Origin of the sequence: Maribacter spongiicola (assembly GCF_052119685.1) — a bacterium.
GTDB lineage: Bacteria > Bacteroidota > Bacteroidia > Flavobacteriales > Flavobacteriaceae > Maribacter > Maribacter spongiicola_A.
This window is the reverse complement of the sequence record NZ_JBGQOO010000004.1, coordinates 115328-139074: the sequence shown is the minus strand read 5'-3', so window position 1 is coordinate 139074 and position 23747 is coordinate 115328. Positions and strand designations below refer to the sequence as shown.

The 23747-nt window shown below is 35.1% G+C and carries 21 protein-coding genes; 18 read left to right on the top strand and 3 right to left on the bottom strand.

Annotation, left to right across the window (positions count from 1 at the left end; all coding sequences use genetic code 11):
• Positions 1 to 10: 10 nt before the first annotated feature.
• From ACEN2N_RS08715 to ACEN2N_RS08685, 7 genes are all read left to right on the top strand, one after another.
• The gene (locus ACEN2N_RS08715; RefSeq protein WP_441823965.1) at positions 11 to 1153 is read left to right on the top strand and encodes an efflux RND transporter periplasmic adaptor subunit; all 1143 of its coding nucleotides are present in this window, start codon (positions 11 to 13) and stop codon (positions 1151 to 1153) included.
• A gap of 77 nt (positions 1154 to 1230) precedes the next feature.
• The gene (locus ACEN2N_RS08710; RefSeq protein WP_441823964.1) at positions 1231 to 1671 is read left to right on the top strand and encodes a thioredoxin family protein; all 441 of its coding nucleotides are present in this window, start codon (positions 1231 to 1233) and stop codon (positions 1669 to 1671) included.
• Position 1672: 1 nt separating this feature from the next.
• The gene (locus tag ACEN2N_RS08705) at positions 1673 to 2653 is read left to right on the top strand and encodes an FAD:protein FMN transferase (RefSeq protein WP_441823963.1); all 981 of its coding nucleotides are present in this window, start codon (positions 1673 to 1675) and stop codon (positions 2651 to 2653) included.
• Positions 2650 to 2862, top strand: coding sequence for a DUF4266 domain-containing protein (locus ACEN2N_RS08700; RefSeq protein WP_441823962.1), 213 nt, complete (start codon positions 2650 to 2652; stop codon positions 2860 to 2862). Before ACEN2N_RS08705 ends, ACEN2N_RS08700 begins: the two co-directional genes overlap by 4 nt.
• A gap of 22 nt (positions 2863 to 2884) precedes the next feature.
• Positions 2885 to 4210, top strand: coding sequence for a DUF3570 domain-containing protein (locus ACEN2N_RS08695; RefSeq protein ID WP_441823961.1), 1326 nt, complete (start codon positions 2885 to 2887; stop codon positions 4208 to 4210).
• A 148-nt stretch (positions 4211 to 4358) separates the two neighbouring features.
• Complete coding sequence (mqo, locus tag ACEN2N_RS08690; RefSeq protein ID WP_441823960.1) at positions 4359 to 5834, top strand: malate dehydrogenase (quinone); 1476 nt, start codon at positions 4359 to 4361, stop codon at positions 5832 to 5834.
• A 108-nt stretch (positions 5835 to 5942) separates the two neighbouring features.
• On the top strand, positions 5943 to 6821 hold the full coding sequence (locus ACEN2N_RS08685; RefSeq protein ID WP_441823959.1) for a DUF6268 family outer membrane beta-barrel protein: 879 nt from the start codon (positions 5943 to 5945) through the stop codon (positions 6819 to 6821).
• Between the two features lie 71 nt (positions 6822 to 6892).
• Here the strand turns inward: ACEN2N_RS08685 and ACEN2N_RS08680 are convergent, their stop codons facing one another.
• Positions 6893 to 9097 carry a molybdopterin cofactor-binding domain-containing protein gene (locus ACEN2N_RS08680; protein ID WP_441823958.1) on the bottom strand — a complete coding sequence of 735 codons (2205 nt, stop codon included), beginning with the start codon at positions 9095 to 9097 and terminating at the stop codon, positions 6893 to 6895.
• A 51-nt stretch (positions 9098 to 9148) separates the two neighbouring features.
• On the bottom strand, positions 9149 to 9613 hold the full coding sequence (locus tag ACEN2N_RS08675; protein ID WP_441823957.1) for a (2Fe-2S)-binding protein: 465 nt from the start codon (positions 9611 to 9613) through the stop codon (positions 9149 to 9151).
• A 333-nt stretch (positions 9614 to 9946) separates the two neighbouring features.
• Here ACEN2N_RS08675 and sbnA point away from each other — a divergent pair, with 333 nt between their 5' ends.
• The 5 genes from sbnA to hpf all read left to right on the top strand — a co-directional run bounded on the left by sbnA (position 9947) and on the right by hpf (position 15124).
• Positions 9947 to 10960: a 2,3-diaminopropionate biosynthesis protein SbnA gene (sbnA, locus tag ACEN2N_RS08670; protein WP_441823956.1), complete on the top strand. Its 1014-nt coding sequence runs from the start codon at positions 9947 to 9949 to the stop codon at positions 10958 to 10960.
• Between the two features lie 3 nt (positions 10961 to 10963).
• A complete protein-coding gene (locus tag ACEN2N_RS08665) occupies positions 10964 to 12781 on the top strand; it encodes an FAD/NAD(P)-binding protein (RefSeq protein ID WP_441823955.1) in 1818 nt (605 codons plus the stop codon).
• Complete coding sequence (locus tag ACEN2N_RS08660) at positions 12738 to 14225, top strand: Y4yA family PLP-dependent enzyme (RefSeq protein WP_441823954.1); 1488 nt, start codon at positions 12738 to 12740, stop codon at positions 14223 to 14225. Before ACEN2N_RS08665 ends, ACEN2N_RS08660 begins: the two co-directional genes overlap by 44 nt.
• 93 nt (positions 14226 to 14318) lie before the next feature.
• Positions 14319 to 14717, top strand: coding sequence for a VOC family protein (locus ACEN2N_RS08655; protein ID WP_441823953.1), 399 nt, complete (start codon positions 14319 to 14321; stop codon positions 14715 to 14717).
• A 104-nt stretch (positions 14718 to 14821) separates the two neighbouring features.
• On the top strand, positions 14822 to 15124 hold the full coding sequence (gene hpf, locus ACEN2N_RS08650) for a ribosome hibernation-promoting factor, HPF/YfiA family (RefSeq protein ID WP_441823952.1): 303 nt from the start codon (positions 14822 to 14824) through the stop codon (positions 15122 to 15124).
• Positions 15125 to 15182: 58 nt separating this feature from the next.
• Here the strand turns inward: hpf and ACEN2N_RS08645 are convergent, their stop codons facing one another.
• Positions 15183 to 15500 carry a PA2169 family four-helix-bundle protein gene (locus tag ACEN2N_RS08645; RefSeq protein ID WP_441823951.1) on the bottom strand — a complete coding sequence of 106 codons (318 nt, stop codon included), beginning with the start codon at positions 15498 to 15500 and terminating at the stop codon, positions 15183 to 15185.
• 372 nt (positions 15501 to 15872) lie between these two features.
• Between ACEN2N_RS08645 and ACEN2N_RS08640 the strand changes: the two genes are divergently transcribed.
• From ACEN2N_RS08640 to xylA, 6 genes are all read left to right on the top strand, one after another.
• Positions 15873 to 16016 carry a hypothetical protein gene (locus ACEN2N_RS08640; RefSeq protein ID WP_441823950.1) on the top strand — a complete coding sequence of 48 codons (144 nt, stop codon included), beginning with the start codon at positions 15873 to 15875 and terminating at the stop codon, positions 16014 to 16016.
• Positions 16017 to 16171: 155 nt separating this feature from the next.
• Positions 16172 to 17398, top strand: coding sequence for a TolB family protein (locus ACEN2N_RS08635; RefSeq protein ID WP_441823949.1), 1227 nt, complete (start codon positions 16172 to 16174; stop codon positions 17396 to 17398).
• A gap of 65 nt (positions 17399 to 17463) precedes the next feature.
• A complete protein-coding gene (locus ACEN2N_RS08630) occupies positions 17464 to 19239 on the top strand; it encodes a PorP/SprF family type IX secretion system membrane protein (protein WP_441823948.1) in 1776 nt (591 codons plus the stop codon).
• A 680-nt stretch (positions 19240 to 19919) separates the two neighbouring features.
• Entirely contained in the window at positions 19920 to 20561 is a 642-nt protein-coding gene (locus tag ACEN2N_RS08625) for a response regulator transcription factor (protein ID WP_073245983.1), read from the top strand.
• 234 nt (positions 20562 to 20795) lie between these two features.
• Positions 20796 to 22283 carry a xylulokinase gene (locus ACEN2N_RS08620; RefSeq protein ID WP_441823947.1) on the top strand — a complete coding sequence of 496 codons (1488 nt, stop codon included), beginning with the start codon at positions 20796 to 20798 and terminating at the stop codon, positions 22281 to 22283.
• 10 nt (positions 22284 to 22293) lie between these two features.
• Positions 22294 to 23610 (top strand): xylose isomerase, encoded by a 1317-nt coding sequence (gene xylA, locus ACEN2N_RS08615; RefSeq protein WP_441823946.1) that lies wholly within the window; start codon positions 22294 to 22296, stop codon positions 23608 to 23610.
• Positions 23611 to 23747: the final 137 nt, after the last annotated feature.

Genomic DNA, 23747 nt, shown 5'->3' with positions numbered 1-23747 from the left:
ATAGGGCATCATGCAAAAATATATATACAAAATAGTAACCGTTTTCATTCTCGGCATAATTTCAAGTTGTGGAGATACAGAAAATAAATCAAATGAGAATGCCGCATCTGAAGCACAAGCAGATGATCGAATTCAAATTACGCAGGCACAATTCGACCAAAATAAAATGGAAATCGCTAGTATGACTGAAAGTGATTTTCCGGTAATGGTAACCACATCGGGTATGATAGATGTGCCACCCGAAAATAGAGCGGTGGTAAGTGCAACAATGGGCGGTTATATTAAAGCAACACCATTGTTAATTGGAGATAAAGTACATAAAGGGCAGTTGTTGGTTACTATTGAAAATCCGGAGTTTGTATCCTTACAACAACAGTATATGGAGGTCAACGGGCAGTTGGGTTATTTAAAGGCAGAATATGAACGTCAGCAAACAATGGTAGCCGAAAACATAACATCTCAGAAAAGCTTTTTGAAAGCAGAGAGCGATTATAAAACTGGGGTAGCAAAATATTACGGACTACAAAAGCAACTAAACATGTTGAATATATCACCAGAACAAGTAGAAAAAGGAAATATAAGTTCGGTAGCTTCTATTTATGCACCAATTGATGGTAGTATTACAAGTGTAAATGTTTCGAAAGGCACGTATGTTTCTCCGGCAACCTCCATTATGGAAATCATTAATAATGACCATATTCATCTAGAACTTTCGGTTTTCGAAAAAGATATTATGAAAGTAAAAAAAGATCAGGTGGTAGAATTTAAAATACCAGAAGCTTCTAAAGAGTTGTATTTTGCAGAGGTCCATTTGGTCGGTACCTCAATAGGTGAAAATAGAACGATAAAGGTTCATGCGCATATTGAGAATGAAGACGAAGCTAATTTTCTTACGGGAATGTTTGTAGAGGCAAATATTATTATAGAAACAACAAAGCAAATGTCCCTGCCTTCAGAGGCTATTAACGTGGTTGAAAACGAATCGTTTGTACTGCTTTTAGAAGAGAAGAAAGGCGATACGTATTATTTTAAACAAGTACCTATTAAGACCTTAGGGAGTTATCAAAATAGGACTTCGGTCAGTAATTCATCAACTTTAAAGCAAGATGCACAATTTTTATCAAAAGGTGCGTTTAGCCTGATAGGGGAGTAGGTTAAAAAATATATGCCTTAAAAGAAAGTTATTGGTATAATAGTTGACTTAGTATGAGTTCGTTAAATGCAATAAATATGAAAAAATATATAGTATTACTGTTATTTGCAGTAGCAAGTGTGAGTTCAATAACAGCTCAAGAGTGGAATACAGATTTTACAACAGCAAAAAAGCTTGCTAAAACAAATGATATACCAATTGTACTTGTATTTCAAGGTTCCGATTGGTGTGCACCCTGCATAAAGTTAGACAGAGAAGTTTGGTCAACAGATGAGTTTAAAGTTTATGCAAAAAAGCATTATGTAATGTTACAAGCAGATTTTCCTCGAAGAAAGAATAATGCACTGCCAGAAGAGCTATTGAATAAAAACAAGGCATTAGCAGAAAAGTATAATAAACAGGGAGTATTTCCTTTTGTTGTGGTTATGAATGCCAATGGTGAAGTTTATGGTGAAACCAGTTACAAGAAACTGACACCCAAAGAGTACATTAAAGAATTGAATTCATTTATAAAATAGTTTGAAGAAACTACTTCTCATATTAATTATATTTTCTGTTGGTCTACTCTATGCCCAAGAGCCCTATAAGCGTACTATTAAATTAATGGGTAGTCGTTTTGATATTACTGTTGTGGCTAAAGATCCTGTTGAAGGTGATGTATATATTGATATAGCTATCAATGAAATAACAAGAATTGAAAAGCTAATTTCTTCTTGGGACCCCAACTCGCAAACTTCAGAAATTAACAGAAATGCAGGATTGCGACCAGTAAAAGTAGATGCTGAATTATTTGATTTAATTCAAAGGGCAATCGGTATTTCTAAACTAACGGATGGAGCTTTTGATGTCAGTTATGCATCCATGGATAAAATTTGGAAGTTTGATGGTAGCATGACGGTGATGCCTTCTGCAGATTCAATCAAAGCATCTGTGTCAAAAGTTGGTTTTCAATATATAGTGTTGGATAAAGAAAGCAGCACGGTTTTTTTGAAACTAAAAGGCATGAAGATTGGTTTTGGTGCTATAGGTAAAGGATATGCAGCAGATAAAGCAAAAGACCTATTGATTTCAAAAGGAGTATTATCAGGTATCATCAATGCATCTGGCGACATGAATACATGGGGAAAACAACCTGATGGTAAAGAGTGGAAGGTTGCTATTACCAATCCTATGGATAAGAACAAGGTTTTTGCATTATTACCTATAACCAATGGGGCAGTAGTAACATCAGGTAATTATGAGAAATATGTGACTTTTAATGATGTACGGTATACGCATATTATTGACCCTCGAAGTGGATATCCGGCAACGGGTATTATTAGTGTTACTGTATTTGCTCCTAAAGCAGAATTAGCTGATGCGTTGGCAACATCGGTATTTGTTATGGGTATAGAAGTGGGCTTAAATCGTATCAATCAATTACCAAAAATAGAATGTATAATAATAGACGATAGAGGTAATATTATAACATCAAAGAATATAGAAATAGAGAAATCATGATGAAGAAGGTTTTAATTTTTGCCCTAATAGTAGCTTCTTTTAGCAGCTGTACGGTCTTGAAAGAGTACGAGAAAATTAATATTAATGATCCAGATATGGTTTTGCAAGATAAAAAAGCAGATCGCAACCTGACAACAATGCATTCGTATAGGGAAGCAGCTGTAGGTGCAAATGGAGGAAAAACTGGTGGTGGCTGCGGCTGTAATTAATTTAAGAGACAATCTTATACCGATGAAAAATAGTAAAACAATATTTTCAATCATAGCCTTTCTTATCTTTTCTATAAGTAATGCGCAACAAACTCAAGATTCTGTAAAGACCTACAAAAAGCGTGTATTAGAAACTACCGAAGTAGATTTCTTGACAAGTTATTATTCGCAAGATGGTGACAATGCTGCGGTAAGTGGCGGTTTAGGAACAGAAGACCTAACAGATTTTACAGGCACATTTGTGGTGTCAATACCATTGAATGATGATGATGTTCTAACCATAGATGCGGGCGTTTCGGCATATACATCGGCTTCTTCAAGTAATGTAGACCCTTTCGATGGTGGTCAACCAGCTGATCCGTTTGTAGCAAGTTCTGGTGCTTCAAGTTCTGATGTATGGTCAAATCTTACAGGTTCGTATAGCCATAGTTCAGATGATAGAAACACAATCGTGTCAGGTAAACTATCGGTCTCTTCAGAATATGATTATTTCTCTTTAGGTTTCGGTGGTGGATTAACGAAGCTATTCAATGAGAAAAATACTGAGATCAGTATAAATGCCAATGTTTATTTAGATAAATGGAATGCCATATATCCATCAGAACTCAGACCTTTCGCTAGTGGAGCAAATGGTTTAGCTAATGGTCTTTTTACTAATAATACAATAACAGGCAATACGAACTATGCCCCAATATTCAATGAGTTTTCTGATGAATCAAGAAATTCATATTCTGTCGCATTCGGATTTTCTCAAATCCTAAGTAAAAATTTACAAGGATCTTTGGCGTTAGATTTTGTACAACAGCAAGGATTGCTATCTACTCCGTTTCAACGTGTTTATTTTAGCGATGTCGCAGACTCTTTTATAGATAATTTTCAACTGGCAGATGCCATAGAACAGTTACCAGATAGTCGATTTAAGGTGGCTGCCGGCGGTCGTTTAAACTGGTATATTAATGAAACGTTTGTAGTAAGAACCTTCTATCGTTATTATTACGATGATTGGGGTATCAACTCGCATACGGCAAGTGTAGAGGTGCCTATTAAGCTTACCGATAAGTTTACGGTTTATCCATCGTATAGATATTATCAGCAATCGGCAGCAGACTATTTCTATGGTTATGAAGAAGCACTTTCTACTGATACCTTTTATACGTCAGATTATGATTTGTCGAAATACTCGGCAAACCAATTTGGGATGGGAGTTTCTTATACAGATATTTTTACAAAGATGCATATCTGGAAACTCGGACTTAAAAGTATTGATTTAAAGTTCTATAAATATGATAGAGATACTACCTTTAGTTCTAGTATCGTAACCGCAGGGTTTAAGTTTGTGATGGATTAAAACTAACGATTAAAAAGAAATGAAAAGCAGGTCTATAGACCTGCTTTTTGCATTTAGATAATAGGTTTAATTTTTGAGTTGTTCAGAAATAACCAAAAGAAATAGTTAACTTTTCAAGCATGTTAAGCAGTAATAAAATTTGATTTTGATGGAGTTGAGAAAAGAATATGACCTTATTTGTGTGGGTGCGGGTATCATGAGTGCTACATTAGGTTTATTGGTAAAACAATTAAAGCCAGATCTTAATGTGCTGATCGTTGAACGATTAGATAAAGTAGCACAAGAAAGTTCTGCAGCTTGGAACAATGCCGGTACAGGTCATTCTGCCTTATGTGAACTTAATTATTCACCAGAAGATGAAGATGGTCATGTCAACATAAAAAAGGCGATTGACATTTGTACGCAATTTGAAACCTCTAAACAATATTGGTCTTTTTTAGTAGCTGAAGGTTTGATTAAAGATCCAAAATCATTTATTACTCCCGTACCACATCACAGTTGGGTAAAAGGTAAAGACAATGCCGACTATCTTGAAAATCGATTTAAAGCCTTTAAAGAGCATTTCATGTTCGATACCATAGAGTTTACCAGAGCGGTAAATAAAATGGAGGAGTGGTTTCCGTTAATGATGCATGTCAGAACTGAAGATGAGGTTATGGCAGCTTCTAGAATTGATAGGGGAACAGAAATGAATTATGGTTCGCTAACCGAGCAATTGTTCGATATTCTAGAAAAGGAGTATGATACTAAGGTGTTGTTCAATACCGAAGTAGAAGATATTGATCCTGATCATGATGTAGAGTGGTTGGTGAAAATGGAAAATCTAAACACAGGTGTTAAGAATACTGTAGATGCCGAACATGTATTTATTGGCGCCGGTGGTGGTAGCTTGTTATTATTACAAAAAGTAGAGATTGATGAAAAGGATGGTTATGGTGGTTTCCCGGTGAGTGGGGAGTGGCTAGTATGTAAGAATCCAGATATAATTAATCAGCATAATGCTAAGGTTTATAGCAAAGCAGGTATTGGTGACCCACCAATGTCGGTACCACATTTAGATACAAGATTTATCAACGGAAAAAGAGAATTATTATTCGGTCCGTTTGCAGGGTTTAGTCCAAAGTTTTTAAAAGAAGGCTCGTATTTAGATTTATTAAAATCCATCAATTTTGATAATATACCTTCTATGTGGGGTGTGTTTTGGCACAATTTACCGCTAACGAAATATTTGGTAGAACAAGTAACCATGAGTTTTGAAGATAGAATGGATTCGTTAAGGGCGTTTGTGAAAGATGCCAAAAGCGAAGATTGGGAGATATTGGTTGCTGGTCAACGGGTGCAAACAATTAAAAAGGATGAATTTGAAGGTGGTTCGTTAGAATTTGGTACACAGCTAGTAAGTAGTAAAGATGGTAGAATTACCTGTTTATTAGGTGCGTCGCCTGGTGCATCTACATCGGTAAAGATTATGTTAGACGTACTAGAAAAAGCATTTCCAGAATTAACATCATCTGAAAAAGGAAAAGAACAGTTGAATAGAATGGTGCCTTTTTATAAAAAAGAAGTGACCAAAGATTTGTTTGATAAAGAACTCACGCGAGTAACCAAAGTTTTAGAGTTATAAACAGCCATTCTCATTTAAGATAGTTTTATGCTTAATAGCACTAAATCACCACAATAAAAAGACGGTACTTGCATTATGTTTAATTATTAGGCTAGTAATACCCACTTCATGCGATTTAAATATTTCTTTGCAATTTTATTTTTTACTACTAGTGCTACTCAAGCACAATTGAGCGATTTGGCTAGGTTAGATTTTACATTTATACCTAACAAAGGCTCAGATGTTGAATATACACGGTCAAGATTTCTTATAAATTACCCGGTTAAGCTTAAGAAAGAAGGTGAATACCTACTCTTAGGAATAGATTATAGTAATATACATCTACGTTTTAAAAGAGATGAGCTACCATTCGATAGAAATTTATTGAACGATTTCAAATTATTGGATTTTACCATTGGGTATACGAAACCGCTAAAAAATGGTTGGCGCTTAGGTGTTCGTTTTCAACCAGGAATCAGTACTAACCTTACTGCTAAAAGTTTAAATGCCAATGATTTAGTTTTTTCAGGAGATGTTGTATTTATAAAAAAATTTGAAACTGATATAGATAAGCCATCTCGTTTAATTGTTGGATTATCTTATTCTCAAAATAGAGGATATGTTTTTCCGTTACCTTTTATAAGTTATTATAAAAAATTCAGTCCAGATTGGTCTTATAATATTGGTATTCCAAGAACCAATTTACAATATCACTTATCAGAAAATCACCGGTTTAAATTATTTGGTCAGTTAGACGGTTTTACATCTAACATACAAAATGGGGCATTGGTTAATGGAACCGATACTGCTGAAATTATAAATATGTCTTTAATCAATGGTGGTCTACAATACGAGTATCACTTTACAGACCATTTACAATTAGATGTACGTGCCGCCTATAATTTCAGTTTAAATAACAAGCTTAAAGACGGTAGTAACAACACATTGTTTACTATAGATAATGATTCTAGAAGTTATTTTAGAGCAGTGCTCAGGTTCAAGATATAATTAACTAGTACAAATTAAAAACGCCGAAATCTAAGATTTCGGCGTTTTCGATTTACAATAGCATAAGGGCATTATCCAATTACCGATTTCTCAGTAATAAATGGTTGATTGTAATGTCTTTGACCGGTTGCTTTGTAAAGTGCATTTGCCAAAGCTCCGATTATAGGCGGCAATGAAGGCTCTCCTAACCCAGTTGGGTCTATACCATTGTCTACAAAAAAGCTTTCAATTTCTTTCGGTGCTTCTTGATGTCGTATTAAACGATAGGTATCAAAATTTTTATGTTGAGGTTTACCATCTTCAAAAGTCATTTCGCTATAGGTAGCGTGACCGATGCCATCAATGATTCCACCTTCAATTTGGTTTTTAGCTGCCATTGGGTTAATTACGATTCCGCAATCTACGGCACACCATACTTTAGTGACCTTCGGTGATTTTGTATCGGTAGATAGGTCTAAAACTTGCGCCACATAAGAGTTGTGGCAGTAGTACGCCGAAACACCTCTTGCGGTTCCGTTTTTCTGACTCCCGTCCCAACCAGCTTTTTCTCTGACTAATTTAAGAACACCTGCATAACGAATAGGGTCGTAATCATTATTTTCTGGTTCACCAACTGGGTTTTTAATAACTCTGTCAAATAACTCCAATCTAAATTCAATAGGGTCTTTACCGGCAGCTTCGGCAACTTCATCTAAAAATGATTGTTCGGCACCGGCAACAAAGTTAGAACGTGGTGCACGCCATGCCCCAGTAGTTACATTGGATTCTAAACTAAATTTTTCAGCCATATAATTATCAACGGCACCTGCAGGAAATCTATTTTCAAAAAGTAAATCGTCATTTGATCCGGCACCTTTAACGTGCCATGCAATTAGAGTACCATCTTTATCAAGCCCTGCTTTATACTTTACTTTATATGTTGGGCGGTAAGTGCCTTGGGTCATATCATCTTCACGAGTGTACACCAATTTTATAGGAGCCTGCATGTGTTGAGAAATCACTGCGGCTTCCACACCGAAGGTTCCATACAGACGACGGCCAAACCCGCCACCCATACGGCTCATTTTAATATCAATTTTTTCAACAGGCATGCCTAATCGAGATGCCAAGGTTTTTTCTAAAAACTCAGGGGTTTGTATCGGTCCGTTGAACAAAGCTCTTTCAGCAGTAACATCTGCGTAGAAGTTCATTGGCTCCATCGTATTATGTGCTAAAAAAGGAGCGCTATAAGTACGTTCTATAATTTTATCTGCTTTTTTAAAGGCACTAGCTACATTACCATCGTTACGAGCTGGTTGTTTAGAAGAAGTGTTCAATAATTTAGTCAATGCTTCATCATGCCCTTTGGTACTTTCTAAAGCCGAAGATTCTTCCCATTCAACATTCAATGCTTTTTTAGCCTGCATACATTGCCAAGTAGATTCACCTACAATAGCAACAAGTTTATCTATACCTCCGGCATCAGACCATTGTTTCTCCGTATCATCTTTATAAACATCAATAGGAAAAACATCTTTAATACCCGGCATAGATTTAACGGCATCTGCATTCATCGATTTATACGTCATACCAAAAGCAGGTGGGTGCACGATCATAGCTATCATCATACCTTCTTCTTGAATATCAATACCGAATAAAGGCTTTCCGGTAACAATATTCGGTCCGTCTACATTTCTTCTATCCGTACCAATAATATCAAATTCGCTTGTTTCTTTTAATTTCACCTCTTCAGGTATCGGCATGGTGGCTGCTTTAGAAGCCATATCACCAAATTCGGCTGATTTGTCTGAGGCTGCATGACTAATGACACCGGCATCGACCGTAATTTCAGAAGCATCTACCTGCCAAGCGTCGGAAGCCGCGGCAATTAGCATATGTCTTGCTGTAGCACCTGCCATTCGTAAACCTGACCAACTCGCACGAATAGATTGACTACCACCGGCAATTTGTCTTTGAAAAATATCTGTATTTAAAGGCGCTTGTTCAACGATTACATTTTTCCAATCTACACCAAGTTCGTCTGCGACGATCATAGGCATAGAGGTTTTTACATTCTGTCCTATTTCTGGGTTAGGTGACATAATGGTTACCATACCGTTATCCCCAATTTTCAAGAAGGCATTGATATCGAACCATTCTTTAGGGATGTTGCTTACTTGCTCAGGGCTTGGTTTGCAAGAAGCTAGCCAACTGAATCCTAAAATCATACCGCCACCTGCCAGCGAGCTACTTTTTAAGAAAGAACGTCTATTATATGTTGTTTTTATAAGTGTCATCTGTTTGTTTTTTAATGAAAGTTACTATCCCAAATTGTGGGACACTTTTTATTACGCGTTCGTAGTACTGGCGGCATTTTTAATTGCCTTTTTAATTCGCGTATATGTGCCACAACGACAGATATTACCGTTCATAGCATCCTCAATTTCTGTATCTGTAGGATTAGGATTTCGCTTTAAAAATGCACTAGCATTCATAATTTGACCCGCTTGACAATAGCCACATTGGTACACATCTTCTTCTAACCAAGCCTTTTGAACAGGATGATCTCCGTTTTCAGAAAGTCCCTCAATAGTTGTAATAGACTGTTCACCAACGGCAGAAACTGGTAGTTGGCAAGAACGTACTGCATTTTCACCTAGGTGAACGGTACATGCACCACATTGTGCAATACCACAACCAAATTTTGTACCTACCAATTTTAAATTATCTCGTAATACCCAAAGTATTGGTGTAGTGGGATCTACATCTACTTCTTGAGTTTTTCCATTTACTTTTAAATTGAAATTTGCCATTCGTTTATCCTATTTGTTTGAGTCCCTTGAAATTAGGAATTTTTTTAGAGTAAACGGGAGCAATGAATAATAAATTATCAAATTTTTATTTTTCCTACTTTTTAATCCGACATCATAAGATCATAAAAGCGCAGTTTTAATTTTTGAGAATCGATTTTAGTAACTCGTAGTTTGTTCTTTCAGTCGCCTAATAAAGCATATTCTAGAGCTTAAAACGAAAAGAGTTATTTAAAAATTCTATTGTGATATTCCTTTTATGGTGACCTAAGTACTTTTAACATGCATAATTATATGATGCTTGTTTCTGGGCATTTTAGTTAAAAATATTAGACGATGATCACGCAACATATTTCAGACACTGTTTCTGAATCTATTATACATACTATAGGCGATACGCCTTTGGTACAATTAAATAGAATTTTCAAACAAAATAAGTTTAACCTTTTTGGTAAGCTAGAAGCGGCAAACCCTGGCGGAAGTATTAAGGATAGAACTTCACTTTTTATTTTGCAACAAGCACTTGCAGATGGTAGAATTAAAAAAGGAGATACGGTAATAGAATCTAGCTCAGGTAATATGGCAGTAGGGTTGGCGCAAGCATGTCTATATTATGATCTTAAATTGATTGTTGTTGTGGATCCTAAATTAAATTCGCATACCGAAAAAATACTTAAAACCTATGGGGTACAAATCGAAAAAGTTACCAAACCGAAAGATGATGGGGGGTTTCTAGCAGCAAGGTTAGAGCGTGTTCAATATTTATTAATGAGTATACCAAATAGTTTTTGGTCTAACCAATATGGCAATCAAAATAATCCATTAACTCACCATAAAACGATGACGGAGATGATGGATTCTTTAGATGGAAAATTGGATTACCTATTTGTGGCAACCAGTACCTGCGGAACATTAATGGGGTGTGCCGATTACATTTATGAAAACAATCTTGACACTAAAATTATCGCTGTAGATGCTGTAGGTAGTGTTCTTTTCGGTGGTCCGCCATTGAAAAGATTAATTCCAGGTCATGGTGCAGGTGTACCTTCTCAGTTTTTAGATACCAATAAAATTCACGATTATATCTATGTTGATGATGTAGACTGTGCTAGAGGTTGTTGGTCATTATTAGAAAATGAATCCATTTTATGTGGGGGTTCTTCTGGTGGTATGATCAGTGCAGTAAAAAAGTATAGTAAGCATATTGAGGAAGGTAGTAATTGTGCTTTATTCTTATGTGATCGTGGAGAACGTTATTTAGATACTATTTATAATAAAGAATGGTTGTTGCAAGAATTACCGGAAAGTAGAAACGCTTTTACTCCGTTAGGAGGATGGCAGGTAGCATAATCTATGAATGACAATAAAAATTATAAGATAGGCATTATAGGATTTGGACCTAAAGGGTTATACGGTTTTGAAAGATTGATAGCTTACTTGAATGAAGCTGAAATTTCAAAATCGATAGAAGTTCATATTTTCAACAATACATCATTTTTGGCATCTGGCGATGTATATAGAACAGATCAGCCAGAGTATTTAATAATGAACTATGCCAATCGTAATATCAATAGTTGGGTATTAAAAGAGCCTTTTTCAAATGCTAGTTCTACACCAGACTTTGTTACATGGTTGACGGCAAATGGTCACTCCGATGCGGCTCCGGGGAAATATGCTCCTAGAGCTTTAGTAGGTAGTTATTTGGTCGATTGTTATCAATTGGTAATAGAACAATTACCAAAGAATGTAAAGGTGTTTACCCATATTGGTAAGGTTACCAATATGATAAAACAAAACGAAAATTATCAAATATTTTATACGGATAGAAAAAGCGGGGAGCAAGATGTTGTTGCTTGTAACAATGCTCTATTTACAACCGGTCACCATTCCTTTAAAGCTCATAAACCTGAAAGCGAAATTTCAGATAATAAGATTGATTTTATTTATCCAACGAATGAAAAATTGAGTCCGGTTTTACCACAATCATTGGTAGCGATAAAGGGATTTGGATTAACCGCTATTGATGCAATTTTAGCATTGACCGAGGGTAGAGGAGGTATATTTAAAAAGAATGATAAGGGAATTTTAAAATATATTCCTTCAGAAAAAGAGCCCTATAAAATATATCCCTTTTCAAGAACGGGTTTGCCTATGATACCCAGAAATGGTTCGCCAACTTCAGAAATAACACTTCAATTCTTTACAGAGGAAGTTGTTCAAAACTTGAAAGCGAATAAACCTATTAGTTTTAATAATATTCTTTTACCATTAATACAAAAGGAGTTTTACTATGCGTTTTATTGTGTTTTGTTCAAAAACCAGGGACATCAGTTTTACTATGATGATGATTTTACGGTGATGCAAAATCAGGTGCAATATTTTCACGAAGATTACCCTGAGTGTCCGGTTTTCAATTGGGAAACTATTGTAAATCCTTTCAAAGACGAGCCCATTTTATCCACTGTAGTACTACAAGTTTATGTCGAGTTTTTAATCGATGAAGCAAAACTGGGTGAAGATAAAAGTCCGTTTATGGCAGCAGTAGCTACGTGGCGAAAAATAAGTCCGATTTTCAATGAATTGTATAGTTTTGGAGGCTTAGATGCTGAATCACACAAGGAGTTCGATACCTATTATTTTGGACTATTCAATAGAATATCTTACGGGCCACCGGTAAAGAATATGCAAAAAATGCTAGCGTTGTGCAAAGCGGGAATTTTAGATTTCTCGTATGCAAAATCGGCAAGTATTACTCAAAATAACGAGAACGATAATTTTACTTTGCAGGTCGAAAACGGGCAGGCAACTGAGATTAAGTACTATATAAATGCAACTATTTCTAGAGCAAAGGAAGGTGGATTCGAAAACGAATTGTATCAAAACTTAAAGAAAAACGGAATCATACGTGAGTTTAAGAATTCTGGGAAATCTACTTATCTACCAGGCTGTTTAGAGATAAATGAGAATGGAAATCCGGTTTCAGAAACAGGCATCGTGAATAACGATATTGCTTTTTATGGTACTCCAACAGAAGGTATTACCTGCGATAATGACACCTTGTCAAGAACTAGAAATGATTTTGCAACAAATTGGGCAAAAGAAACATGCACTGCAATTTTAAAAAGAGATGGAAGAACAGAAAATTATGATAGAACAGAAAATGTACTATAAAGGAAAACCTAAGAATGAATTAACACCAATTACATCGAATTGGATGCATGAGCTATTTAGTGATCAAGCAGTGGTAAGAGGTTTAGTTGAACGATACGGGTCACCAATAAATATACATCATTTACCGTCTTTCAATCAAAATTGTGAAAGTTACAAGCAGGTTTTTGAATCTTACGGATTAAAATATAGAATTTTCTACGCTAGAAAGGCGAACAAATCTAAAGGTTTGGTAAAGCAGGCATTTGCATCGGGTATAGGTGTAGATACTGCCAGTTTTAAAGAATTGGAACAGTCGTTGTCGTTAGGCGGAAATGCTGAAAATTTGGTATTGACAGCAGCGATAAAAACAGAACCACAAATAGAATTAGCAATTAACAACGGCGTGCCTATTATTTTAGATAATGAAGATGAATGTAGGTTGACGCAAGCCGTCGCTACAAAATTGAATAAAAAAGCAAATGTAGGTTTTCGCATTAGCGGATTTGAAGTTGATGGCAAGAAACTGTATAGTCGTTTTGGTTTTGATGTAGATGAGGTGGTAGATTTTATTGGTTCTTATGTTGGCGAGGGTAAAACTTTCGATTTATTGGAAGTAATAGGGCTACATTTTCACTTAGATAGTTATTCTACCTATCAGCGAAGTATAAGTTTAATAGCTAGTATCAATATAGTATCAACTTTAAAAGAGAAAGGATATCCGGTTTCATTCATTGATATAGGTGGTGGAATCTTAATGAACTATTTAGAGGATGAAAAAGAATGGACGAGTTTCTATAAGAATTTAAAAGAAGCTGTATTAACGCAGAACAATGATATTACTTTCAATGATAATGGACTAGGTTTTAGATTAGAAGATGGTAAGTTGAGAGGCAAACTGAATACCTATCCGTATTACAATAAAATAAATAAAGGTAGTTTTATTAGAGAAGTGCTAGATTTTATGGATGATGCATCCGGATTATCGGTAGCTTCATTATTACTTCAAAATGAGATTGAAATCCGCATTGAACCAGGTCGCTCGTTATTAGATCAAGTGGGTATGACGGTTGCGAAAGTCATCCATAGAAAAAAAGATGCCAAAGGTCAATGGTTGGTTGGCTTAGAAATGAATATGAGTCAGATGATGAGTTCTAGCGCCGATTTTCTATTAGACCCATATATGCTCTATACTAAAGAAGTAAAGGAAGATGAATCTGTCGATGTATTTTTTACTGGAGCCTATTGTTTAGAAAGAGATGTGTTGTTAAAACGTAAAATCACCCTACCAAGACTACCAGAAATAGGGGAGTATGTAGCTTTTGTAAATACAGCAGGTTATATGATGCACTTTTTTGAAACGGAAGCACACCTTTTTGAACTATCTACAAATTTGATATTTACGGGTTCTAATGAAAAGCTGTCATTTTTTCAGTTTATCGATGATAATAAGATAGTGCTAGAATAAATTGAAATAGCATTTTGAAATGCATCAATAACTAAGTTTTTTAAGACAAGGTAAAGTTGAAGTATTGGGTAAATTGTATAAAAACAAAATATCATGAAAATACAAGCATATTTAGCCTTCAACGGCAATTGTCAAGAAGCTTTAAACTTCTACGCAAATCTGTTCAACGCAGAAATAAAAAACAAACAAACGTACGAGGATAAGAAAATTGATGTTCCGTCATCATTCCGTCAAAAGCTACAACACGCAGAGTTAAAAGGTAAAGGCGTACACTTTATGGCATACGATGCCTCGCCCGATACACCACTGAATAACGGCAACCAGATTAATATGAGTGTTGATATCAATGATTTGGATGAAGGAAAACAATTATTCCAAGATTTATCTAGTGGCGGACAAGTACATCACGAATTTAGAGAACGAGAATGGGGACATTTTGGTAGATGCACAGATCGATTCGGAATCGGGTGGATGGTAAACGTAGATAAGTAAACCATTTACAAATAAGCCTTTAAGCCAGTTTAAGAATTAAGTAAAAACTATCGAGATTAATCTCAATTAGAGGTTTATCTCGATTATTATATAGAAAGAAAATTATGGATATTATTTATGAATATGACGGCGTAACCGCTAGTCAAAGATTAGAGAGTTTTGCGGAGGAAAAGTTGAAAAAGCTTCATAAGAAGTTTGATGACATTATTAGAGCAGACGTATTTTTGAAACAAGAAAATACATCATCAGTTGAAACAGGTATGATTTGTAACATACGTTTGAGTCTACCAGGACCCCGAATTTTTGCAGAAGCCAGTAATCAAAACTTCGAAGAATCGGTTATTGAGTCGGTTGGCGAATTAGAACGTCAGCTTAAAAAACGGAAAGACAAACTAAAAACGTATTAATGAACATAAAAAAATCCCTTGCAATTTGCAAGGGATTTTTGTTTAGTGAGATATTGAATTATCTGTAATTTTCTAGAATTTCAGTAGTCTCCAAATCATTTTGTAAGCGTTCTTTTTGTGCTCTTATGATTTCTTTTAATCGATGTGGCATCATAGTTTCTGCCAGTGCCTTATCATAATCGTTAATCGCGGCTTTATCGCCTCTAACGGCTTCTTCTAACATTGCCTCGTCATTATCCTCTGCGAAAAAAGCTTTTACGTCCATCCATGTTCTGTGTAATGTACCAGCTGCGCTTCCTTCAATTTGCACATTTCCTAAATCTAGTTCTGGTACCGATGCTCTAATTTCTTTTAAAAATTGCATGCGATCAATCACTTTTGTTTCGAAATAATTTTTAATTCCTACTTCTTTAGAATTTTCAGATGCTTTTCAAATCCTTTAATGGCATCTTCATTTTTACTTACCAAATCTTTTAAATGGTCTTCAATTTTTGCTATATCAGTATTCATATTTTAAATTTTATAAGGCTGCTAAGCCTTTGATTAAATTGATTTTCTACAATTAAGATACAGGTATTACACGAGTAAGCTTAGCTATAAAAAATAGTAGTTTTGCTCTATTCAATAATTTGTCAAATACCGTAAACAGTAGCCTTTATCGAAGTTTTAAGTGCATATTTTCAACGGATAGAGTTAAGGGTAGTAGTGGCTAACAATTACTTTAGACCCAAACAAAAAAAATAAGATTATGGGATTATCACCATTATTTGGAGTAGCGAAATTATTAGTAAGAAGTAGAAAACTGAAAATGGCAGCGGTAGGCTTACAGTTGGCATATTTAGGTTATACCTACATTTCAGATAGAAGAAAAAATAAACAGGTTCAAAAATAATTTATTTTTTTATTTAAATAATTGATTATAAGAATATTATGATGATTTATCTATTGAATGGTTCATTAAATTTTTAAAAACCTATGAATTTTTATTAATAATCAATTGAATGAGTTACAAGACCTTTGGAGTATTAATCCCCAAAATCTAGTAACATGAACAATTCAATTAAAATCAGCCTTTTGTTTGCTTGTATGGCAACCATGGGTTACGGCCAAGATTTGGCCTACAATGACAGCGGTGCCAGTTTTCAACAAAGAAAGGTTACCGAAGTATCTAACCGCACAGAAAATTATAACAAGCTAAAAACACTTGGTTTTACTGATGCGGAAATCTTTGAAGATTTAGGTAATGCCAATTTCCTGACCAAAAAATATGCAAACGCATTATACTGGTATGGTAGATTAATGGAAATTTCTGAAGACGGTACTTTAAAAAGAAGCTACCAAAAAAGATTTGACCATGCCGTTTCTCAATTAGGTAAAGAAGTTCAGAATGAGTTAGCAGATGAAAACTGGACAGAGCTGGTAAAAGATGATTATAAAATGACACGCGCAGTTGTGCCATCTCGTCTTACCTCTAATAATAGAAGAAACTTTTTACCTTGGGACGATCAAGGCACTACTAAAGAGTTTGCGTCAAACAATGCAGCTCCAGTAAAAACTTCTGGTGAATACGCTCCGCCAGTAGCATTGACAAATGGTGGTAATACTGCTTACTACAGTAAAATAACATACCAAAAGCCTACAACAGGTATGTTTTCAAAAAAGAAAGAATTACACAAGATTTACAAAGCCGATAAAGTTGGCGGTGAGTGGAAAAAAATTACCGAAGTGGCTGTTTGCCCAAGTGACTATTCTGCTAAGCATCCGGCGATATCACCAGACGGTAGTAGATTATTCTTTGCATCTAACATGCCAGGTACATTTGGCGAATATGATATATATGTAGCAACAATTCAAAAAAACGGAATGTTGGGTCAATCTAAAAACTTGGGTTCAAAAGTCAATACAGCCAAGAACGATGTACTTCCAAATCCTGTTTCAAATGGTAGTTTGGTATTCGCATCAGACGGTAGAGAAGGTTATGGTGGCTTAGATGTTTATATGGTAGAAGTTGGTCAGCGTAGCGTTGGTCTTGCCGTAAACATGGGCAACACTATCAATAGTTCATATGACGAGTACTCGATAAATCTGTTACAAAGCGATGGTTCTGGTTATGTAGTGTCTAATAGAATGGCACAAGGTAAGAGCACCCAAAATGTAGCTTTCAATTTAAGTGATAAGCCAATTAACGATAAAGATAGAGATGATCGCTTTTTAGAAGCCTTTAACTCAGATAGACGAACGCAGTATTCAAGTTCTGTTTTCGAAGATGAATAACCACCCATTATTCATTTCCCCCAATTCATTTGACAAATTCAATTTTAATCACAAAATCAATCGTTATGGAAAGTCCGTATAAAATCAATAGTTTTCTTATTGCTTTATTCTTATTGGCTCTTGTCCAAACAGTAAAAGGTCAAGAAACCAATGCAAACTTAGGATCAAGTAGTACGTACCACAACCAATTATTCTTCAACAGGTTTTTTATAAACCCAACGTTCTCTTTGGTACGTGAGAACAAATCATATTTAAACATTTTACATAGAAATCAATATGCAACCTTCGATGATAATAGTCAAAACTATTTTCTAGGGTTTAGTAACAAATTAAATGACCATACTGCGGTAGGTATTGGTGTTTACAGCCAATGGTCTGGTGTTGTACAGGAATTCGGATTCAATGCCAACTACGCATCGGCAGTAAGATTAGGAGAGAAATCTGTATTAACCTTTGGTACGAACGTTACCTATTTTAATCAAGGTTTAGATAAAAATAGAATTGTCGTTGGTGAAGAAGACCCTCAATTGGCAGATGCAAGAAAAGAAAGTAAAATTGCCATACAACCAGGTATGAACTTGTCGTTAGGTAAGTTCGACTTCGGATTCTACGCAGAAGATCTTTTTAAATACAATCAAACAACGAACGAATTTTTAACCGAATTGTCTACTAAGAGTGTAAAGGCTTCGGTACAATATACACACTCATTTGAACATTCAAGAGGACTTTTTACAGATGCTCGTTTAATGCCAATGGCGCAAGTGGGTCAGAACTACGATGGTAGCCTGTATTACTTTGGGTCGTTATTATTAGATATGCCAAAATACGGATGGTTGCAAACAACTTTAGACGAGGAGTATGGAGTAGCGGCAGGTGTTGGTTTTAACTTAAGTGATAAAATGTCTTTAGGGTATTTAATGGAGAAAGATTTATCTAGTGAAGATGCCAATTTAGGATGGAATCATGAAATCACTTTAGCATACAAGTTTAAAGATGATGATTTGGCTATATCAGTTGCAGATAATTCATCAGACAATCAAATAGATAACATAGTGCGTAATTACGAAGAGCAGATAGCTCATTTAATTGAAGAACGAGATAGTGCTAGAAAATCGGGTCGTAAGAGACAAGATGCAAATTCTAGTTCAGCTTCAGCAGTTTCAGAAAGTAGTTTAGCCTATGAGAACAAAATTATTTTAGATGAGTTGATTCTACGTCAAGACTCAATAGAAATTGAACGTATCGCAGCTTTTGAAGAACGGTTCGAATTAATTGTTAGAATGTTACGTAATGATATTGATACGACAATCAAGAGCTCTTTACAAGACTTTAGTGCAGAAGAAAACACTTCTTATGCCTCAAGTGATATAAATAATGATGCTATTGACTTTGTAACAGAACCTGCAGATGCTTTTGCTACAGCAACTACATCTTCAACAGTAGCAACAACAACTTCTTCAAGAAGAGCCAATTTTAAAGAACTGCCAACTAGAAGAGATAACTTTAAAGAGTTGCCTGTAAAAATGCTAGTAGATGCTGATGTTATAGATATGAACTCTGGCTACTATGTAATTGCAAATGTATATAGCCAAACAAAGTATATGAATGCTTTTATGAAAGATTTGCGCGAAAAAGGATTAGATCCAAAGCAATTCTACAATAAAGAAAACGGGCTGTATTATGTGTACTTAGCAGATTACGATTATAAGAACGATGCACAAATGGCAGCAAGTACAGATTTAAATGGAAAATACAATCAAGAGAAATGGATTATGCAAGTAAGCGAAACAACAGCTACAGCATCTAATACTTTTGAAGACGATGATATAAGTATAAAATAATGATTAAAAATATATAAACCGTTACGGTTATATGGTTGATTTGAATTGTCAATAAAAGGAGGGGTGTTGTCCGGGGGGATAACAGGGTTCCCTCCTTTATTTTTTGGTTTACAATTGTGGTGATTCTCAGATTTAACTTTATGTTAACTATCGATGAATGACCATTTTGTGTTGTTAAATGGTGCATTTGAACGAAAATTCTTATGTTTTCAACGGGTATATTGTATTAATATATATATTTCGATCATCAATAAGATTCAAACCCAATTGTATAACCCCAAATCCCCCCACAACCATGAATGAATTTTACCTACTAAATTCCGGTTTCAAAACACATTTTTTTCTTCACAAGATTTCTATCATTTTAGAACTCCGAAATCTCATTAATCCAAAGTTTGGCAAACGCCTCAGTTTTCAGAATTGACTCACTGGCGGTAATCCGTTTTTTGATTTAATTTTTACTAGACAATTACGAAGTACAATCTAAATATTTTGATTGTTCTTCGGGGCATCCATTGTCATTAAATATGTAAAAGTGAACGTATAGCATACACTATTAGTTCATAATACATACCTATTGTTTAGTTATTCAATCCTTGTGAAAGTTGATTGAAATTACTCAAAACTAACTGTAGTTATTGTTCTTTTTTAGAATGATAGCTTCAAAAACTATGGAGATTATGAAAAATTCAAGCATTAAAATAATAGTATTAGAAAAAGATACCTCATTACATTCTGTTTATAAAAATCACTTCGAAGAAATTGATGGCTATGAAGTGGTAGGCAGCTATACATCTGCCAAAGATGCCATTAAAGATTATAAGTTCACGAAACCACAAATTGTACTTTCAGAAATTGATTTAGATGATATGAATGGTGTAGATGCCATTAAGCTTTTTAAGAAAAAAGATTGGGAAGTAAAAATCATCATGTTCAGTGAAATCAATGATTTCGATGTTATAAAAAATGCATTCAAAAAAGGTGCGAATGGGTATTTAACCAAACCATTGACTCTAGATAAATTAGAGCATGCTTTGCGAAGTATGGAAAAAGAAGGTGCCGCTATGAGCAATGATATCGTTAAGAAAATCATTAGCAATTTTCATAGAAAAACGTTCGCTTTTTTCTCAGAAAGAGAGAACCAAATTGTCGACTTTCTATGTCAAGGAGCTACCTATAAGATGATTGCGAAGAAGTTGTTTGTAACGCCAAGTGCAGTAAATTTTCATATTCAGAATATCTATTTAAAGTTAGATGTAAACTCGAAATCAGAGGCACTTTCTAAGTTAGAGCAATTACAAAATCAGCTAGAACAGTATTAAAGTGCAAATTCTTATGTATTGATTTTAAAGGTAGTACGAAAACCCTTTCGAAAATAATGCATTTTCAATTATGAATTTATTAATTTGATTATCAGTATGTTATAAATATAAATTTTCACTTTTAGATTCGGTAAAAATCTATTTACGATAATATTTCGTAATACAAATATTGAATGGTCGGTATAGTAACTATTTTTGGTTTAACTTATTACAGCAAACCAATTTATACTATTTATGTACCATTTAGGATTAGATATCGGAAGTTCATCTATTAAGATTGCTTTGGTAAATGCTTTAACCGGAAAAAGCATTGGAGTGGTTACAGAACCTGAGACAGAAATGTCAATGGAGGCTGTGAAAAACGGTTGGGCAGAGCAAAGTCCAGAAGATTGGTGGCGTTACGTCTGTAGCGGTATCGAGAAATTGTGTGAACAAGAAAGTATTAGTAAATCTGATATTGCAGGTATCGGAATATCATATCAAATGCACGGTCTAGTGCTTATTGATAAAGAAGGAAATTCTCTAAGAAAATCTATAATTTGGTGCGATAGTAGGGCAGTGGGCATTGGTCAAAAAGCCTATGAACAAATAGGTGCTGAAACTTGTGATACACATCTTCTAAATTCACCATCAAACTTTACGGCTTCAAAGTTAAAATGGGTAAAAGAAAACGAGCCCGAAATTTACGCACAGATTTATAAGATGATGCTTCCTGGTGATTATATCGCCTATAAGTTGTCTGGTGTAGTAAATACTACGGTTTCTGGTTTATCTGAAGGTATTTTTTGGGATTTCAAAGAAGATGCTATTGCTGATATTGTTTTAGAAAATTACGGATTAGATAAAAATATGATTCCTGATATTGTAGATACGTTTTCAGTACAATCTCAGGTCAATGATAAAGGAGCTATAGAAAGCGGACTTTCTATTGGTACACCTATTTTATATAGAGCAGGAGACCAACCTAATAATGCCTTGACTTTGAATGTTTTTAATCCGGGAGAGGTTGCTGCAACAGGTGGTACGTCTGGGGTTGTGTATGCCGTGACAGATAATCTTTCGGTAAAAGAAAGCTCTCGAGTAAACAATTTTGTCCACGTAAATTATTCTCCAGGTAAACCAGCTAGAATTGGGAAACTTCTTTGTATAAATGGGGCGGGTATTCAATACCGTTGGTTGTTAAATAACCTAGATGTTGCATCGTATGAAGAGATGAATACGTTAGCAGATGAGGTGCCAATTGGGTCAGATGGTGTCGCAATGATTCCGTTTGGTAACGGTGCCGAAAGAATGTTGAAAAGCAAAGAAGTAGGTACAAGAATTCTCAACTTAAATTTAAACAATCATGGTAAAGGTCATTTGTGTCGTTCTGCATTAGAAGGTATAGCTTTTTCATTTGTTTACGGAATGGAAATCATGGAGTCAGACGGTATAAAAGTGAATGTTATGCGTGCCGGTAATGATAACCTATTTCGTTCCGAGATATTTTCGAATACGGTGGCAACCTTAATAGGGTATGATATAGAAATCTATGATACTACAGGGGCAATTGGTGCAGCCAGGGCGGCAAATCTTCACAAAGGCGATTTTGAGGCATTCGGTAAAGCAATTTTAGATAATGATTACGTAATGACTTTTAGTCCCAAGAAAGATAAAAAAGCATACCAAGACGCATATGCAGTTTGGAAAAAAGAATTAGAATTAATATTGAACAACTTATAAAATCAACATAATGGCAAACAAGGAATATTTTAAAGGAATAGACAAAATTAAATTTGAAGGAAAGGAATCTGACAATCCGCTAGCCTTTAAATATTATAATCCGGATCAAGTAGTAGCGGGTAAGACCATGCGTGATCACTTTAAGTTTTCAACAGCTTACTGGCATACCTTCTGTGGACAAGGTTCAGATCCATTTGGTCCTGGTACACAGAGTTTCGAGTGGGATAAATCTTCTGATGCTGTACAAGCGGCAAAAGATAAGGCAGATGCTGCTTTTGAATTCTTTGATAAAATAGGATTTGATTACTACTGTTTTCATGATTTCGATTTAATTCAAGAAGGATCAACCTTTGCAGAATCTGAAAAAAGATTGGCAACTATTACCGATTACTTAAAAGAGAAACAAAAAGATTCGGGTAAAAAATTACTTTGGGGTACGGCGAATTGTTTCTCAAATCCGAGATACATGAACGGTGCATCTACCAATCCTGATTTTAATGTATTGGCAAGAGCAGGTGGTCAAATTAAATTGGCTTTAGATGCAACAATTGCTTTAGGTGGTGAGAATTATGTTTTCTGGGGCGGTAGAGAAGGTTATATGTCTTTATTGAATACAGATTTAGGTCGTGAAATTGACCACATGGGTCAGTTTTTAGCTATGGCAAGAGATTACGCTCGTAGCCAAGGGTTTAAAGGAAACTTCTTTATAGAGCCAAAACCAATGGAGCCAATGAAGCATCAGTACGATTTTGACAGTGCTACTGCAATAGGCTTTTTAAAAGAATATGGTTTAGAGAACGATTTTAAAATGAACATTGAGGTGAACCATGCAACATTGGCACAGCACACTTTTCAGCATGAAATTGCTGTAGCTGCAAAAGCTGGTATGTTAGGTAGTTTAGATGCCAATAGAGGTGATTACCAAAATGGATGGGATACCGATCAATTTCCTAATAACATTCAAGAAACAACAGAAGCAATGTTGGTATTCTTAGCTGCTGGTGGATTACAAGGTGGTGGAGTGAATTTTGATGCCAAAATAAGAAGAAATAGTACGGACTTAGAAGATGTATTTCATGCACATATTGGCGGGGCAGATACTTTTGCAAGAGCTTTGATCACAGCAGATAAAATTATCGAATCATCTTCTTATAATAAGTTACGTGAAAACAGATATAGCTCTTTTGACTCAGGTAAAGGAAAAGATTTTGAAAACGGTAAGTTAGATATGAAAGATCTTTACAACATTGCCAAAGAAAATGGTGAGTTGGAATTACAAAGTGGTAAGCAAGAATTGTTCGAAAATATCATTAACCAATACATATAAAATTAAAACCCTAAGACTGTTTTAAATAGTTGAAATTTGGGTATTAGAATTTATATAATATGAAGTAATCTGTCCCTTGGTTTTCCATTAGGGACAGTTTGCTTTAACCAATAATTTAAAGTGTCAATTTAAATCTG